The sequence below is a fragment of the Streptomyces litchfieldiae genome (assembly GCF_031845365.1).
Lineage (GTDB): Bacteria > Actinomycetota > Actinomycetes > Streptomycetales > Streptomycetaceae > Streptomyces > Streptomyces litchfieldiae.
Genome location: NZ_JAVREL010000016.1, coordinates 82,537 through 98,637, shown reverse-complemented (window position 1 = coordinate 98,637; position 16,101 = coordinate 82,537). Strand labels below are relative to the sequence as shown.

15 protein-coding genes are annotated in these 16,101 nt (G+C 72.2%); 5 read left to right on the top strand and 10 right to left on the bottom strand.

The genetic code is table 11. The annotated features are described in order from the left end of the window. Positions 1 to 93 precede the first annotated feature (93 nt). The 4 genes from RM590_RS24935 (at position 94) to RM590_RS24920 (ending at position 4,735) form a co-directional block, all read left to right on the top strand. Positions 94 to 954 carry an arylamine N-acetyltransferase family protein gene (locus RM590_RS24935; protein WP_311706942.1) on the top strand — a complete coding sequence of 287 codons (861 nt, stop codon included), beginning with the start codon at positions 94 to 96 and terminating at the stop codon, positions 952 to 954. A 63-nt stretch (positions 955 to 1,017) separates the two neighbouring features. Next, complete coding sequence (locus RM590_RS24930; protein WP_311706941.1) at positions 1,018 to 2,595, top strand: class I adenylate-forming enzyme family protein; 1,578 nt, start codon at positions 1,018 to 1,020, stop codon at positions 2,593 to 2,595. Next, positions 2,592 to 4,166 (top strand): FAD-dependent oxidoreductase, encoded by a 1,575-nt coding sequence (locus RM590_RS24925; protein ID WP_311706940.1) that lies wholly within the window; start codon positions 2,592 to 2,594, stop codon positions 4,164 to 4,166. Before RM590_RS24930 ends, RM590_RS24925 begins: the two co-directional genes overlap by 4 nt. Further along, positions 4,163 to 4,735, top strand: coding sequence for a flavodoxin family protein (locus tag RM590_RS24920; RefSeq protein WP_311706939.1), 573 nt, complete (start codon positions 4,163 to 4,165; stop codon positions 4,733 to 4,735). Before RM590_RS24925 ends, RM590_RS24920 begins: the two co-directional genes overlap by 4 nt. A gap of 65 nt (positions 4,736 to 4,800) precedes the next feature. Here the strand turns inward: RM590_RS24920 and RM590_RS24915 are convergent, their stop codons facing one another. The 5 genes from RM590_RS24915 to RM590_RS24895 form a co-directional block, all read right to left on the bottom strand. Continuing rightward, the gene (locus tag RM590_RS24915; protein WP_311706938.1) at positions 4,801 to 5,958 is read right to left on the bottom strand and encodes a methyltransferase domain-containing protein; all 1,158 of its coding nucleotides are present in this window, start codon (positions 5,956 to 5,958) and stop codon (positions 4,801 to 4,803) included. After that, positions 5,955 to 6,920: an ATP-grasp ribosomal peptide maturase gene (gene tgmB, locus RM590_RS24910; RefSeq protein WP_311706937.1), complete on the bottom strand. Its 966-nt coding sequence runs from the start codon at positions 6,918 to 6,920 to the stop codon at positions 5,955 to 5,957. Before tgmB ends, RM590_RS24915 begins: the two co-directional genes overlap by 4 nt. A 21-nt stretch (positions 6,921 to 6,941) precedes the next feature. Further along, entirely contained in the window at positions 6,942 to 7,196 is a 255-nt protein-coding gene (gene tgmA / locus RM590_RS24905) for a putative ATP-grasp-modified RiPP (protein ID WP_311706936.1), read from the bottom strand. Between the two features lie 118 nt (positions 7,197 to 7,314). After that, positions 7,315 to 7,572 carry a hypothetical protein gene (locus RM590_RS24900; protein WP_311706935.1) on the bottom strand — a complete coding sequence of 86 codons (258 nt, stop codon included), beginning with the start codon at positions 7,570 to 7,572 and terminating at the stop codon, positions 7,315 to 7,317. A gap of 112 nt (positions 7,573 to 7,684) precedes the next feature. Beyond that, positions 7,685 to 8,197: an ATP-binding protein gene (locus RM590_RS24895; RefSeq protein WP_311706934.1), complete on the bottom strand. Its 513-nt coding sequence runs from the start codon at positions 8,195 to 8,197 to the stop codon at positions 7,685 to 7,687. Positions 8,198 to 8,555: 358 nt separating this feature from the next. Between RM590_RS24895 and RM590_RS24890 the strand changes: the two genes are divergently transcribed. Beyond that, positions 8,556 to 10,040 (top strand): hypothetical protein, encoded by a 1,485-nt coding sequence (locus tag RM590_RS24890; protein WP_311706933.1) that lies wholly within the window; start codon positions 8,556 to 8,558, stop codon positions 10,038 to 10,040. On the opposite strand, the gene RM590_RS24885 is transcribed toward RM590_RS24890, so the two are convergent. From RM590_RS24885 to RM590_RS24865, 5 genes are all read right to left on the bottom strand, one after another. Continuing rightward, positions 10,033 to 10,611, bottom strand: coding sequence for an HAD family hydrolase (locus tag RM590_RS24885; RefSeq protein ID WP_311706932.1), 579 nt, complete (start codon positions 10,609 to 10,611; stop codon positions 10,033 to 10,035). The genes RM590_RS24890 and RM590_RS24885 overlap by 8 nt on opposite strands. Positions 10,612 to 10,860: 249 nt before the next feature. After that, positions 10,861 to 12,090, bottom strand: coding sequence for an NAD(P)/FAD-dependent oxidoreductase (locus RM590_RS24880; protein ID WP_311706931.1), 1,230 nt, complete (start codon positions 12,088 to 12,090; stop codon positions 10,861 to 10,863). Further along, complete coding sequence (locus tag RM590_RS24875; protein WP_311706930.1) at positions 12,087 to 13,397, bottom strand: FAD-dependent oxidoreductase; 1,311 nt, start codon at positions 13,395 to 13,397, stop codon at positions 12,087 to 12,089. The genes RM590_RS24880 and RM590_RS24875 overlap by 4 nt, the downstream gene beginning before the upstream one ends. Continuing rightward, entirely contained in the window at positions 13,394 to 15,487 is a 2,094-nt protein-coding gene (locus RM590_RS24870; RefSeq protein ID WP_311706929.1) for a molybdopterin oxidoreductase family protein, read from the bottom strand. The genes RM590_RS24875 and RM590_RS24870 overlap by 4 nt, the downstream gene beginning before the upstream one ends. A gap of 79 nt (positions 15,488 to 15,566) precedes the next feature. Continuing rightward, positions 15,567 to 16,097 (bottom strand): SRPBCC family protein, encoded by a 531-nt coding sequence (locus tag RM590_RS24865; protein ID WP_311706928.1) that lies wholly within the window; start codon positions 16,095 to 16,097, stop codon positions 15,567 to 15,569. Positions 16,098 to 16,101: the final 4 nt, after the last annotated feature.

Here is a 16,101-nt window from a genome sequence, read left to right as displayed (position 1 = left end):
GATTGCCTGGTGAATCGTTGACCCCTCTTCTTCCGCCGGATGAGGATTTCGAGCCCGTGATGTGCTGACCTCACCGACGGAGGGCTTCTGCCAATGTCCGCGGAAGAAACCTTGCCGGCCGCCTCTCCGGATTCCTCGAACGACTGGGGGACCGAGTCAATCGATCCCGACGCCTATCTGCGGCGCATCGGCTACGACGGCCCCCGGGACGCCACCCGGGAGACCTTCCTCGCCCTGCATCGCGCGCACCGGGGAACCATCGCGTTCGAGAATATTGATGTGGTCCTGGAACGCGGCGTCTCGCTGGATATGACAGATCTCCAGCGCAAACTGGTGACCGCCGGCCGCGGCGGATACTGCTACGAGCACAACCTGCTCTTCGCCGGTGTCCTGGAGCGGTTCGGCTTCCGGGTCAGCCGGCAGCTCGCCCGGGTGCGGCGCGGGACCCGGCAGCTCAGGTACCGGGCGCACGCGGCGCTCGTGGTCACGGTGGGGAACGAGCCGTGGCTGGCCGACGTCGGGTTCGGGGACGAGGGGCTGATCGAGCCGATCCCGCTTTTCCCGGGTTCGATCGCAAAGGCCGGGGACTGGACGTGGCGGGTGGTGCGGGAGGCCGATCAGTGGCTCCTCCAATCGCTGCATCCGGACGACTGGTTCGACCTGTACTCCTTCCGCGACGAGCGGCACTTCGCGGTCGATTTCGAGGCGACCAACTACTACACGACGCACAGCACGCGCTCCACTTTTGTCGGCAAGCTCATCGTGATGCGCGGCACGGAAAACGTGCGGTACCTGCTCAGGGAACGACAGTTTGTCACCTCGTATCCGGACGGCCGGACCGAGCGCGTGGAAAAGACCGACGCGCAGGCCGTACAGGTCCTGCGCGACGTATTCGACATCCGCCTCACCCCCGAAGAGGCATCCCTGCTTCGGCAGCACTTGGCGGCTTCCTGACACAGGGCATGGACGCTCTCCGGACAGGGACCGTTTTCCCGCTCTTATCCTTGAGGAGGCAATATGGTGCTCCACATCCCGGCCAGTAGGAACGGTCTCTATCTGGGCATGGTGCCCGAGAGGGCGGCGGCGAAGCACCCCCATTCGCCCGTCACCCTGGACCACGACATGGACGCCGCGCCCGAGGCCGGCCGCCAGTTGACCGTGGCCCAACTGGCCGATCTCGTGGACGACATGGCCGCCCGGCTGTGGGCCGCCGGGGTCCGCGCCGGCGAGCACATCGCGCTGTACAAGGCGCACAACTTCGACATCTACGTGCTGGCCTGCGCCGCCGCGCGGCTCGGCGCCGTCCCCGCGCTGCTGTCCCCGGCGCTGGACGGGAACACGGTCGTCGCGCTGCTCAAGCGGCTGAAGCGGCCGCATCTCGTGACCGACGAGGGCAAGTTGGCGAACGAGCTGGCCGACGCCCGGCCCGCCGAGCTGACGTCCACCGTCATCGTGCCCGACGGATCGCGCGAGGACACGGTGTCGCTGGCCAAGCTGGCCGGCTCGCCGCGCCGCGAGCCGGTGCTGCTGGCCGGGGACGCCCCGGCGCTGATGACGCACACCTCCGGCACCACCGGCATCCCCAAGCTGGTCGTGCACACGGCGCTGTCGCTGCGCGGCCGTTACCGCCCGCAGGAGCAGTTGGTCCGGCTCATCCGCAAGCCGGAGACCTACGCCATCCACGTCTCGTTCGTGCACTCCCGGATGTACATGGCGATGGCCGTCATGCTGGACCGGGGCAAGCCCGTGGTGGTCGTCGAGCACGGCGAGCCGGAGAACGTCGCGCCGCTGTTCGCCCGGCACCGCCCCGGCATCGTGGAGACCCACCCCAACTCCTTCATGGAGTGGGAGGAGTTGGTCGACCACCCGCTGAAGCCGCTGGCCAACGTCAAGTACTACAGCGGGACGTTCGACGCGATCCACCCGCCGACCATCCACCGGCTGCTGTCGGCCTCCAAGCGCCGGAAGCCGCTGTTCTTCCAGTTCTACGGACAGAGCGAGTGCGGCCCGCTGGTCGCCCGCTGGTACAGCCAGAAGAACGCGCACAAGGCCAACGGCCGCTGCCTGGGCTACCCGCTGCCCGGCATGACCCATGTGCGGGTCGTGCCGCGCGACGGGCAGCGCCCGACGAAGAAGACGCCCGGCTTCATCGAGGTGCTCACCGACGGACGGGCCGTCAACTACTTCGCGGAGGAGGAGCGTTACCGCAAGGAGCTGAACGGCAAATGGTGGCGCACCGGCGACGTCGGCTACCGCGACCGGCTGGGCCGGGTGCACGTGCTGGACCGCGCGGTGGACGTCATCCCCAACGTGGACAGCACCCTTGAGGTCGAGGACGCCGTCCTGGGCCGCATGGAGGAGCTGATCGAGCTGGTCCTGGTGCCCGGCCCCAGCAAGGAGCCGCTGCCCGTGGTGTGCACCAAGGACAACGTGCCGCTGGACCTGGACCGCTGGCGCCGGGCCGTCGCCGAGTTCCCGCAGCTCGCCGACCCCATCCAGATGCCGCTGGCCGAACTGCCGCGCACCGCCACGATGAAGGTGCAGCGCATCGAGCTGGCCCGGCGGCTCAAGGAGCGCCTGGAGCCGCAGGCGTGAGCGGCGACCTCGATGTGCTCATCGTCGGGGCGGGCCCCACGGGCCTGTTCACGGCGTGCGAGCTGCTGCGGCGCGGGGTCAGCGTCCGGCTGGTGGACCGCGCGCCCCAGGCGGCCACGGTGCCCAAGGCGCTGGCGCTGTGGCCGCGCGCGCTGGACCTGCTGACGGACCTGGGCGTGGGCGACGCGGTGCGCCGCGCCGGGGTGCCGGTGCGCGGGTTCAGCTACTTCTCCGACGGCCGGCCGCTGGCCTCCTACCCCATCCCCGAGGGGCTGCGCCCGCTGCACCTGCCGCAGTACGAGACGGAGCGCGTCCTCACCGAACGGCTGCACTCGCTGGGCGGCAAGATCGAACGCGGCGTGCGGCTCCTCACGTTCGACGACGTCGACTTCAGCGGCCGGATCGACGCCACCGACGGCGTCACCGCGGTGCTGGAGCACGGCGACGCAGGGGTGCGGCGGCAGCGCGCCTCGTATGTGATCGGCGCGGACGGCGCGGCCAGCACCGTGCGCGGCGCGCTGGGCATCGGCTTCCAGGGCAGCACCTACGAGCTGTCGTTCGCGCTGATCGACACGCATGTGTCGGGGCATCTGCCGCCGGACCAGTTGCTGTACTACCAGGCGCCCACCGGCACCCTGATGATCGCCCCGCTGCCGGACGGGATGTTCCGCATCCTGTCCGTGATGCCGCGGCAGGGCGCCGAGGTGAGCGCGCCCATGATGCAGCGGCTGCTGGACGAACGCGGGCCGGGCGGGGTCACGATCACCGACCCGGTGTGGCAGACGGTGTACCGGGTGCACGCGCGGACGGCCACCGAGTACCAGCGCGGCCGGGTGTTCCTGGCCGGCGACGCGGCCCACGTGCACAGCCCGGCCGGCGGGCAGGGCATGAACAACGGCCTTCAGGACGGCTACAACCTGGCCTGGAAGCTGGCCGCGGTGCTCTCCGGCGCCTCGCCGTCGTCGCTGCTGGCCGACTACGGCCGGGAGCGGGCCGAGGCGACCGACCGCATCGTCGCGGACACCGACCGGCAGACCCGCGCGTGGATGGCGGGCAGCCGGGCCCGGATCGTGGCGCGCGACGCCGCGTTCAAGCTGGCCGGCCGCACCGGCGTGGTGCCGCGGTTCGTCTTCCCCGTGATGGCGGGGCGGCGCGTGCGGTACTCCCCCACCCGGCCGACGCAGGTGCCGGCCGGGCGGACCCGCTGCCGGCTGCTGCGCGGCGTGCCCGGGCGGCTGCGGGACGGCATGGTCTTCCCGCGCGAACTCGCCGTGGCCTGCGGCTTCGCGGGCCCGAACGCGGGGATCCCGGAGTGGACGGTGGTGGTGCTGCCGGCCGCTCACCACGGCGACCTGGCCGACCGCGTCGAACGCGTCACCGCGCGCTGGCCCGGACTGCGCCATGTGCGGCTGCGCCGCTCGGAGGCGGCGGTCACCGGCTGCCTGGCACCGGGCTTTTATCTGATCCGGCCGGACGGGCACATCGCCGCGCACGGCCACGAGGCGGACGTGCGCCACCTCGGCGCCGAGCTGGAGCGCGTCCTGACCCCCACCGACGGGAGACAACCATGACCGGCGCGACCGGCCCTCGTGTGGCCATCGCCTACCACTCCGGCTACGGCCACACGACGGTGCTGGCCAACGCCGTTCACCAGGGCGCTGCGGACGCCGGCGCGGAGGTGACACTGATCGCGGTGGAGTCCATCACCGACGAGCAGTGGGCCGCGCTCGACGCCGCGGACGCCATCGTCTTCGGCGCCCCGACCTATATGGGCTCGGCGTCGGCCGCGTTCCACGCGTTCGCCGAGGCCACCTCGCCGCGGTGGGCGGAGCGGGCCTGGCAGGACAAGCTGGCCGCGGGCTTCACGGTCTCGGGCGCCAAGAGCGGCGACAAGCTGCACACGCTCCAGTACTTCGCCGTCCTGGCGGCGCAGCACGGCATGCAGTGGATCAGCCTGGGTCTGCTGCCGGGCTGGAACTCCTCCACCGGCTCGGAGAACGACCTCAACCGCCTCGGCTTCTACCTCGGCGCCGCGGCGCAGGCGAACATCGACGAGGGCCCCGAGACGGTCACCAAGGCGGACATCGAGACGGGCCGCCACCTGGGCGCCCGGGTCGCGCGGCTGGCCGCGCGGAGCTGACCGGGGCTGGGGTGGGGCCGCCCGGGTTCCCGGGCGGCCCCACGGCCATTGATGATGCGCGTGAATCAGCTCGGGAGGACCCAGCTCTGCCGGTCCGTTTCGGCGTCTCGCCAGAGTGTGTGAACGCCGTCCGTCCCGACCGCGAGGCCGTAGTTGCCGGGGCCGGGCCGACCGGCGCGGATCCACTGGGCGAAGAGTTCCAGCCGCTCGGCCGCCAGGTCCAGCGGGCCGCCGTGCTCGATGGTCACGGTGGTCTCGCCGGCCAGGGTGACGCGAGCCCATGAACTCGTGGCGGGGTGGATGAGTCCGCAGATCTTCCGCCCCCGCTCCTTGTCGATAAGCGTCATCGCCAGAACGCCCAGTTGATTGAGGCTCACTTCCAGCGCCTCGGCACGCATGAGGTCGTCCAGGTAATCGCCGGCCCCGTCGGATACTTCGGGGATGGGCTGGGTCCGTGAGCGGCCCTCGGCGTTCATGATGAGCCCCGTGTAGGCGGGAGCGGTGTGCGCGACGTGGTCCGCGGCAGGGCGGGCGATCATGAAGGAAGCGCTGTCGGGCAGGAAGGCGCCCGCTGCGGCGCCGTTTCCCTCCACGGTGAGGCGGACGATTCCCGTGCCGATGTTGGTCACGATGATGCCGCCGGGCCGGGTCTGTGCGAGCCAGGCGGCGGGGATGCGCCGGACCCCGCAGGTGGCGAGGATGCCGTCGTAGGGGGCCCGTTCCTGATAACCCGCCGTGCCGTCACCGGTGTTGATCGTCGGCCCATAGCCCAGTCGCGCGAGCTTGTCCCGGGCCGCCACCGTGAGCCCCGGGTCGATGTCCACACTGGTCACGCTGTCACTTCCCAGGTGGTGGCAGAGAAGGGCGGTGTTGTATCCGGTGCCCGTGCCGATTTCGAGAACCCGGTCACCTCGCGAGACGGTGAACGCTTCGAGCATCCGGGCCATGAGCGAGGGGGCACTGGAGGAGCTGATGGGCGTTCCCGCGGTGTCCCGCTGTGTGATGAGACTGGTGTCGGTGTAGCAGGCGTCCAGGAACTCGGGGCTCTCCTGGTGGTAGGTCCGCTCGCCGTCCTCGGTGTGGAGGGAGAACGAGGGGGCGAAAACCTCGCGGGGAACGCTGGCGAAGGCGGTGGTCCAGGCGGGAGAGGACAAGGCACCGCCCGAGGCCATGGCCGCGGTCATGCGGTTACGTGCGTCCTGGGAAGCGGCGGGGGTCATCATCGGGTGGCTCCTTCCAGCACGTCGGCGAGCGCGTGCGCGATGGGTTGTCGGAGTTCGGAAATGAAGCCGAATTGTCCGTTGGGGTTCAGATCGACCAGGTACCAGTCGTCGCTGTCATCAACGAGGAAGTCCAACGCCGCGTATCGCAGTCCGAAGGCACGCATCAGCTCACGTACTCCTCGGGCGATGTTCGCGGGCACCGGACAGACGCGGTAGGTGAGCGACGCGTAATCGCGCCGGAAATCAATGCGCGAAGCTTCGGAGCCCGCGTGTATCTCGGCCGCGAACATGCGGCCGTCCACGGCCGTCAGCCGCACCTCGTACTGCTTGTCGATCCACTGTTGGAACAAGTGCGCGGTGAGCGCCAGATCATCGGTCAGCTCCTCCGCACGGACCTTGTTCGTCCACACCGACTGCTGCTCCCCCTCCGCGGCGCGAGGGCCAGCCGCGTCGAGGGGCTTGTATGCCGCCACGCGTCCCGGCAGCGCGCCGGCGAATTCCCGGGCTCGCAAAGGGTCGTTGGTGATGAGCGTGGCCGGCACTGGCAGTCCGCACCGCAGGGCAGTCGCCAGCGCCACCGGGGCCACTTCCGCGGCGGCGTTGTGCCGGGGGTGGTTCACCCACAGGCAGCGCAACGAGGACAGGACTCCGCTGAACCCGGCACGGGCTTCGGCCCGCGCCCACTCCGCGTCGCCGGGCGAAAGACCCGAGTGCAAGCGGAAGGGACCGGGGCGACGGTAGTAAACGGCGGTAACTGACTGAAGGTTCATGTCCCGGTGCTGACCGCGCCAGATACCCTGCCAGTCGCGCTGGTCCGGACCGATGCGCGCCGTGATGGCGATGCTCTCGGGGAAGTCCCCGGGATCCATCCGGTGAACGGGCACCGAGCGGCGGTTCAGTTCTTCGATCACAAGGTCGGAAACGGCGTCCATCACAGGGCGGGTCAGCACCAGGACGGTCATGAGTTCATCACCTTTCCCGCGTCAGTCCTTGTCGTTGGTCTTGTCGTCGAAGAGCTGCATGTCCTCCTGGGTCTGGGAGACCGTCTCGAAGGCGGACTTCATCGAGGGCGCGTGAATGAACGGCTCCCCCTCCGAGGTAACGGTGACCTGCCGCTCCGGGCAGAGTGAGAGGACAGGGATCAGTCCCTCCACGGAGGACCCGCCGGTCGGAACGGCGAGGGTGAGCCCGAACGGCCGCGAGTGGCGCCTCAAAGGCGCCGATGCGCTGTTGCTCATTGCTTTCTCTCCTTCATCGGTGTTCACACGACCGCCCCGAAACGCGGGACGGAGTCTTCAGACAGGCGTATGCGCGCCGCACGGATCGAGCCGCCGTCGATGGGCGGCGACGTTGCCGCTATCGCTGGAATCTCCTGCGGAGGGATATGCGACGCGCGGCCCACAGCACGGTGGTGGCACGCATGGTGAAGCTCTCTCCGTTACCGAAGTCCAGGCGCTTGCTGCCGCGTGCCATCGTCGTCATGTCCCGGACCGTGTAGATCTGACCGCCAATCGTGAGCTGATCCCCCCGCTGGACGGTCCTGACGTCCACCTCCAAGGCCGTCAGTACGCCGGTCGTGCCGACCTGCGTGATCACGGCGCCCCGGCGGGTCATCAGGCCTGCTCCGCGGTCGAGGCCGACGTGACCTGCCGCGCGTCGGGCCCGCCGACCGCCCTGCGGAGCGGTGCGCCGGTGGAGGCGCCGATGAGTTCCATGTCTCTCCTTCTCACTGAGCCAATCGATCCGGAAGCGGACGAAGTGACCGCCGCGGTCGGGGCGGCAGGCGCAGCGCGGCCCAAACGGTCTTGGCCTGCCGGTCGGTTGAGCATCCCCACGAAGCGGCGAGGGCGTCGATGAGTGCGAGACCCCGGTCGTTCTCATCGCCGTCGGCCGCCTGCCGCACCGATGGCAGCGCCGTGGGGCTGCCATCGGTGACCGCAAGAAACAGCCTGTCCTCGTCAACGGCCAGTTGGACGACCAGACAGGGGGTCTCACTGCCTCCGATCAGCGGCACCGCGTGCCGCAGGGCGTTGCCCAGCAGTTCGGTGATGACGACGAGGGCGTTGTCCTGGAGGCCGCCGCGGTCGGCAAGTCCCCATTCGGAGAGGGCTGTACGAACGGCATGCCGCGCCGTGGGCAGGCTCTCGGGCCTTGCCGGGAGGTACAACTGGGTGTGCTGGACCGCCCCGGGCCCCCTCGGCGCGGTCTGGGCGTTCCCGCCGGTGACCGTCGAGGTCACGTCCGTTGTCTTCCGCGGCGCGAAACGTGTCCCCGCGCCGCGGAACAGCCGCCGGCCCACTGCCTCATCCCCACCCGGAAGGCATGCGGGAGGCGGCGGAGGGATGGACTCGTCAGAGCGGGCACAGTGCACGGGGAAGCTCCTCGGCTGATGCCGACAGCGGCGCGGACATCACCGAGTGAAACGGCTCCGCGACGCTATGACCAGGAAGTTCCCCCGGCGGTTGTTCCGGCAGTCTCCGCGACCGGCACTCCTTCCGGCGGTTTCTCCGGCGCTATTTCCGGCACCTGTTCCCGGGCAGAACTGCCGGTGCCACGAAGGTGGTGTGCAGCCCACCGAGCGCCGCTACGCTGTGTATATGACAGGGGAACCAAGAGAGAAAGCGACGGCAGAGGCGGCAGGTGGCGAGAAACGCAACAACGCGTTGCGTCGGGCGCGGCTGGAACGTGATCTGAGCCAGGAAGAGATCGTGGAAGACCTCAACCAGCTCGCCGCCCGTCTGTACGCCGAGGGCTGCCTTCCCCGGGCAGTCAGCGTCAGCGAAAGGCAGTACCGCACCTGGGAGTCACCGAATCCCGGTTATCCTCACCAGGCGACACGGCAACTGCTGGAAGCCTACTTCCACAAACATGCCAGCGAACTGGGCTTCAAACGGCGGACATCCATGCACGGGAGCGGAGCAGCCCTGATGCCCGGCGCATTCACGTCGGGCACGAGAGACTCCGGCGGTCGGGAGCCGTGGACCGGGCGTTCTTTCGGCGGACATCACGGCGTGCACGAACCAGACCGTTCCGCGCCACTCATGGCTGTGGCGCCCGGCGTAGCAGGTGATCCTACGGACCGTCGCACTCTTGTCGCCCTGACTGGCAGCACCGCCCTGACATCGTTGATCGGAGCCAACAGCGCCAGCGCGGATACCGTCCGCGCCTTCACCCGCCGCACCTCGCACAGTGACCTGGCCCCCCAGGACGTGGAGGATCTGGAACTGGCCGTGCACCGGCTCGGCGCGACCTACTCGGCCCACTCCCCGGCGGAGCTGTGGCCTGTGGCCGCCCGCTACCGCGAGCGGGCCGCCGCGCTGCTCGAGGGTCGGCATACGCTGCGGCAGGGGCGGGCCCTGGCGCATCAGGCGGGGATGCTGTCGGTCGTACTCGCCTGGCTCGCACACGATTTGGGGCGCAGGGACCTGGTGGGCGCACTGTGTGACGACGCATGGCAGCACGGGCGCGAGGCGGATTCCCCCGAGGTATGTGCTTGGGCGGAGGACGTCCGGTGCACCGACGCTCTGTACGACCAGCGGCCGTTGGACGCGCTGACCGCCGCCACCCGCGGCCTGGCGGTGGCCCCTGGGGGCAGTAACGCCGCTGTTCGGCTGTCGGCGCAACTCGCGCGGACCCAGGCCCGCGTAGGCAACCAGGACGAGTTCGCGCGGGCGGCCGGGCGCGCCGAGGTCCACCGCGAGAACATCCCGCTCCACGGTGTTGGCCTGTTCGCCGCCGACGCGGTACGAATCGTTTCCTTCAACGCTTCTTCCCACGGCTGGCTCGGTCAGCACCGACTCGCCAGGGACGCCGCGCAGGAAGCCATCTCTCTGTACGAATCTGTCGCGCCGGGGCGGGCACCGACCCGGCTGGCCATCGCGCGACTGGACCTCGCGCTGGCCCACGCCGCCCTGGGTGAGCCCGAGGCGTCACTGCCCCTTGCCCAGCAAGCCCTGAAGGGTGACCGAGTGGTGCAGTCCATCAGGGACCGCGCCCGCCAACTGGGCCGCACTCTGCTCACTACCTACCCGTCCCTACCGCAGGTCCAGGCCTTCGGCGAGGAAGTGCGAAGTCTCACGTGAACCGGGAGGTCACCCACGCGCGGACATCGACCGCGTCCATGCCCGCAGCCGCGGCGGCGGCCAGCCCTTCATCGGCATCCTCGATGGCCAGGCACCGCTCGGGCGCAACACCGAGCTGCCGTGCGGCGGCAAGGAACAGATCGGGGGCAGGCTTCCCACGCGGCACTGCCTCGCGCGTCACCACCGCCTCGAACAGCGGTGCCAGCCCCGTCGCCTGCAACCCGGTCCTTACGACCTGCCCACCACCGCCGGAGGCGACCGCACGGGGCAGGCCCGCCGCGCGAGCCCGCTTCACCCAGCCGACCACCGTCGGAAACGTGGGCAGGGCCGCTACCTCGCGAACGATCAAGTCGCCGCACGCGGTCAATATCGCCGGGACGGACTCCACCGGTACACCAAGTTCGGCAAGCAGTTCCTCGCCAGAAGTGCCCAGCCGCGCCCGGTACCACTCCTTACGAAGAGTCACGCCGTGTCCGGCCAGGGCAGCGGCCAGCGACCGAAGGTTCAGCGGCTGGGAGTCCACCAGAGTGCCGTCCCAGTCCACAATCAGCGCCTTGTATTCCTCAACCACCGGTCCCACACCGCGCCTCTTCCCCACAGACCTCTCCGTATAAGCCCATCATGGGCACCCCGGCCCTCCGCATGACCGGTCGGCTGGGGGGATTTGCAACGACCCGTCATCTCAGGCCACAGAGACTCGACAGGCCGCTTCGTTGAACAGCTCGGGCAAGCTCCGGGACCAGCGCCTCGACGCAGCTCGGCCGGACGATGGCCCTGGCCGACCTCGTGCGTGGTTGTTCATGGACCGGGGGATCGTCGATCACCGCGTCAACGCCCCGTCCGCCAGGAGTCGTTCGGGCTCCGTGGGCAGGGGGCGGCCGGTGAGGGCCGCCAGGGGGGCGTAGTTCGCCGTGTCGCCGACGAGGGTGCCGCCCAGCAGCGTTTCGGCGTTGGCGTCCAGGACCAGGGACGCGTAGCGCGACCGGGCGTGGTCGGTGTGGCCGAGGCGGAGGGCGCCGGGGGTGGTCGCGTGGGCGTCGCCGAAGCTCGCGACGTCGACGCCCAGGACCTTCAGGGTGGTGGAGGTGTCGATCTCGCGCAGCGGTTCGCCCGGGGGGCCGGTCAGTTGGGCGGCCACCGTCTCGGCCATCCGGTAGCCGGGGGCCAGCAGACCGTACGCGCGGCCGTCGGGGGCGGCGCATTCGCCGATCGCCCAGATTCCGGGAACGCCGGTGCGGCAGTGGCCGTCCACCAGGATGCCGCCGCGTTCGGCGCGGGGCAGGCCCGCGGCGGAGGCCAGGTCGTCGCGGGGGCGGACGCCGGCGGCGAAGATCACCAGCTCGGCGGCCAGCCGCGCGGGCGGGTCACCGGCGAGGGTGACTCCGGCGACCCGCCCGTCCGGGCCGGCGTCCACGGACACGGTCCGGGCGCCGCAGTGCGGCCGGACGCCGAGTGCGGCGATCAGCCCCTTGAGGAGGGTGCCGCCGTCGGCGTCGAGCTGCATGGGCATCAGATAGGGGGCCAGCTCCACGACGTGCGCGGACATACCCAGCCGGCGCAGCGCGTCGGCCGCCTCCAGGCCGAGGAGCCCGCCGCCGACGACGACGCCGGGGCGGCCGGGCACGGCGGCGGCGCGGATGGCGTCGAGGTCGGCCACCGTCCGGTAGACGAAGCAGCCGGGCAGGTCGTGGCCGGGCATCGGGGGCACGAACGGGCGGGAGCCGGTGGCCAGGACGAGCGCGTCCCAGTGGATCGTGGCGCCGTCGGCGCAGTGCGCCGTGCGCGCGCCCGGGTCGATGGCCGTCACCGCGGTGCCGGTGCGCGCGGCGACCAGCGGATCGTTCCGCAACTCCGCGCGCACCAGGCTCAGTTCGTCGATCGTGCGGCCGGCCAGATAGGTGGAGAGCGCGACGCGGTCGTAGGCGGGGTGCGGTTCGTCCGTGACGGCGACGATCCGCCACCGGCCGGCCCGGTCCCGGGCGCGCACCTCCTCGACGAGCCGGTGCCCGGCCATGCCGTGGCCGACGACGAGCAGCGTGCCGCGGTTCACTCGGCCTCCTCGCCCAGGGTGCGGCACAGCCGCCCGATGTCGGCCGCGCAGCCGCCGCAGCCGGTGGTGGCGCGGGTGGCCGCGGCGAGCGCGGCCACGTCCCGCGCGCCGGTGCCGAAGGCCCGGGCGAGCGCGCCCTTGGTGACGTTGTTGCAGCGGCACAGGACGGCGTCGTCGGGCAGTTCGGCGCCGGGCGCGCCACGCCGCGGCGGGGTGCCGAGCAGCATCGCCAACCGGTCGGCGGGCACCGGCAGCCCCCGGTCGTGGAGCTGGGTGAGCGCGGCGATGCCGTGCGGCAGGCCGAGCAGGACGGCGGCGGCCGGCCGCCCGTCGCGCAGCGCGAGCCGGGCGTACCGGCCGCGGGCCGGGTCGGTGAACGTGACCGTCTCGGGCGCGTCGTCGAGCGCGGCCCGGGTCCCGAGCACGGCCAGGTCCAGCCCGGGGGCGCGGGGGCGGAGCACGCCGGGCGGGAACGCGGGGCGGCGGCCGGTCAGCAGCGCGGCGAGCGCGTCGGCCTGGTCCGGGGCGGGCCAGGGCCCGGGCGGCTCGGCGCAGTCGCCGAGGGCGTGGACGGCGGGGTCGTCGGTGGCCAGCCGGTCGTCCACCAGGATGCCGCGCCGCACGGCGAGTTGGGCGGCGCGGGCGAGGGACGTCTCGGGGACGATGCCCTCGCACAGCAGCAGGGCGTCCGCGTCGAGCACCTGCCCGTCGTCCAGGGTGAGTTTGCCGGGCGTGAACTCGGCGGGCGCGCGGCCGGTGAGCAGCTCGACGTCCCGCTCGGCGAGGTGCCGGGCGACCAACGCGCCGGCGACCTCGTCGAGTTGGTGGTGCATGGGGTGGGCCGCCCGGTGCACGACGGTGACATGGCGGCCGGCCCGCCGCAGGGCGAGCGCGGTCTCCACGCCGAGCACGCCGCCGCCGAGGACGACGGCCCGGCCCGGCGCGGCGCGTTCGGAGTCCTCTGCGGTGCGCGGGGCCAGGACGCCGTCGCCGGGGCGCCCGCAGGCCCCGGTGAAGCCGGGCAGCGGCGGCACCAGGGGCCGGCCGCCGGTGGCGAGCACCAGCGCGTCGTAGCCGATCGCCGGGCCGGCGGTGTGCACCAGGCGCCGGGCCCGGTCGAGGCCGGTGACGGGGGTGTTCGCGAGAACCCGGGTGCCGGCGGGGTGGCCCGGCCCGGCGTCCCGGTGGCCGGCCGGCCAGGCCGACCGGCCCACCACGGTCAGCGGCCCGTCGTGGCCCAGCCGCCGCAGCCGGCGGGTCAGCCGGGCGGCGGTGGGCCCGTCGCCGACGATCACCACGCCGTTCATGCGGGCACCGGGCAGGGGTCTATGCGCACCGCGCACACCTTGAACGCGGGCATCCGGCTGACCGGGTCCAGCGCGGTGCTGGTGACCAGGTTGGCCCGGCCCGGGCCCGGAAAGTGGAAGGGCAGGAAGACGGTGTCGGTGCGCAGGGTCGCCGTCACCCGGACCCGGGCCAGCATGGTGCCGCGCGCGGAGGTGACGCGGGCGAGTTCGCCGTCCCGCACCCCGGCGCGGTCGGCGGTGTCGGGGTGGATCTCGACGAACGGCTCGGGCGCCGCGTCGTTCAGCTCGGGCACCCGGCGGGTCTGCGCGCCGGACTGGTACTGGGCCAGCACCCGCCCGGTGGTGGCGTACAGGGGGTAGTCGCCGTCGGCGTCCTCGGCGGCCTCGCGGTGTTCGACGGGCGCGAGGCGGGCCCGGCCGTCGGGGTGGGCGAAGCGGTCCAGGAACATGCGCGGGGTGCCCGGGTGCGGCGGGGCGCCGGGCGGCCCGGCGGGGCACGGCCAGTGCAGGGCCTCGCCCGCGTCCAGCCGGTCGTAGTCGATGCCGGAGTAGTCGGCGCGGCCGCCGGCCGAGGCGCGGCGCAGCTCGTCGAAGACGGCGCGCGGCTCGGCCGGGTAGCGCTCGGCGGGCTCGCCGAGCCGCACCGCGAGGTCGCGCAGCCAGGTCAGGTCGCCGCGCACGCCCGGCGGCGGGTCCAGCAGCCGGCGGCGGCGCAGCACGCGGCCCTCCAGGTTGGTCATCGTGCCCTCCTCCTCGGCCCATTGGGTGACCGGCAGGACGACGTCCGCGTGGCGGGCGGTCTCCGAGGCCACGAAGTCCGCGACGACGAGCAGTTCGAGCCCGGCGAGACGGCGCGCGACGTGCGCCGCGTGCGGGGCGGAGACGATGGGGTTGGAGCCCAGGACGAGCAGCGCGCGGGGGCCGCCCGGGGTGCCCAGCGCGTCGAGGAGTTCGTAGGCGCTGCGGCCGGGGCCGGGCAGGGAGTCGGGGTCGACGCCCCAGACGCCGGCGACATGGGCGCGGGCGGCGGGGTCGGTGATGGCGCGGTAGCCGGGCAACTGGTCGGCCTTCTGGCCGTGTTCGCGGCCGCCCTGCCCGTTGCCCTGGCCGGTGAGGCAGCCGTAGCCGCTGCCGGGCCGGCCGGGCAGCCCGAGGGTCAGGGCGAGGTTGATGTAGGCGGCGACGGTGTCCACGCCGGTGCTGTGCTGTTCGGCGCCGCGGCCGGTCAGCACGTAGGCGCGGTCCGCCTCGCCCAGCAGCCGCACCGCCGCGCGCTGGTCGGCGGCGGGCACGCCGGTGATGCGCTCGACGCGTTCGGGCCAGGTGTCGGCGGCCAGCCGCCAGGCGGCGTCGAAGCCGGTGGTGCGCCGCGCGAGGTAGTCGTGGTCGGCCAGGTTCTCGTCGACCGCGGCGTGGAACAGGCCCAGGGCCAGGGCGAGATCGGTGCCCGGGCGGGGCCGCAGATGCAGCGCGGCGCGCTCGGCGGTGGGGGTGCGGCGCGGGTCGATGACGACGAGCCGGGCGGCGTTCAGGTGCCGCATCAGCGGCGGCATGGTCTCGGCGGGGTTGGCGCCGGCCAGCAGGATGACGTTCGCCCCGGCCAAGTCCGTGACGGGGAACGGGAGTCCGCGGTCGAGTCCGAACGCGGCGGTGCCGGCCGCGGCGGCGGACGACATGCAGAACCGGCCGTTGTAGTCGATCTGACTGGTGCCCAGCGCCAGCCGGGCGAACTTGCCGAGCAGGTACGCCTTTTCGTTGGTCAGCCCGCCGCCGCCGAACACGGCGACCGCGTCGGGCCCGTACCGCCGCCGGATGTGCTTCAGCCGCGCGGCGACGGTGTCCAGGGCGGCGTCCCAGCCGACCGGGGTGAACTCGCCGTCGGCGCCGCGCAGCAGCGGCGCGCGCAGCCGGCCGGGGGTGTCGAGCAGTGCCGGCGCGGTCCAGCCCTTCTGGCACAGCCCGCCGGCGTTCACGGGGAACGGGGCCGGCCGGACGGCGACTTCGCCGTCGCGGCGGCTGAGTTCGGTGCCGCACTGCAGGGCGCAGTACGGGCAGTGGGTGGCCACGGCCAGGGCGGTTTCGGGCGGCACGCTGGTCTCCGTTCGGGGAAGGCCGTCCTTCCGCCCGGAGGGGGGAAGGCGGAAGGACGGCAGCCTCGTTCCGGCCGGTTCAGCCCTTCTCGACGATTATCTTGACGCGCTCGACGGTGGCCCGGACGTCCTCGCCGAGCTTGGCGTTCCACTCCTTCACGAAACGCTCCCGGCCGGCCTCGTCCAGCCCGGCGAAGATCTTGGCCAGGCCCTCGGTGAGCCGGCCCAGCCGGTAGTGGTGGACGAGGACACAGCCGTCGCCGTCCGGCCGGATCTCCCAGGACCAGGTGCTCTCCTGCTGGCCCCGGGTGCTGTTGAGGATCACCCAGCGGAAGACGCTCGGGCGGACGGCCTCGACGACCAGGGCCTCGGTGGACCAGTGGCCCCGGATGACCGGCGCCCACTGCACGACCTCCGGCTTGCGCAGGTTGTCGCCGCGGAAGATGGAGCCGACCCGACCGGGCCGGCCCTCGACCCACTCGCCGCCGGTGCACTCCGGGCTCCACTCGCCGCTGCGGCCGAGGTCGGTGACGGTGTCGTAGACGGCTTCCGGGGAGGCGTCGATGCGGATCTCGGCGCGCACCTCGAACGTCGTTCCGTTGCTGGTCATTTCA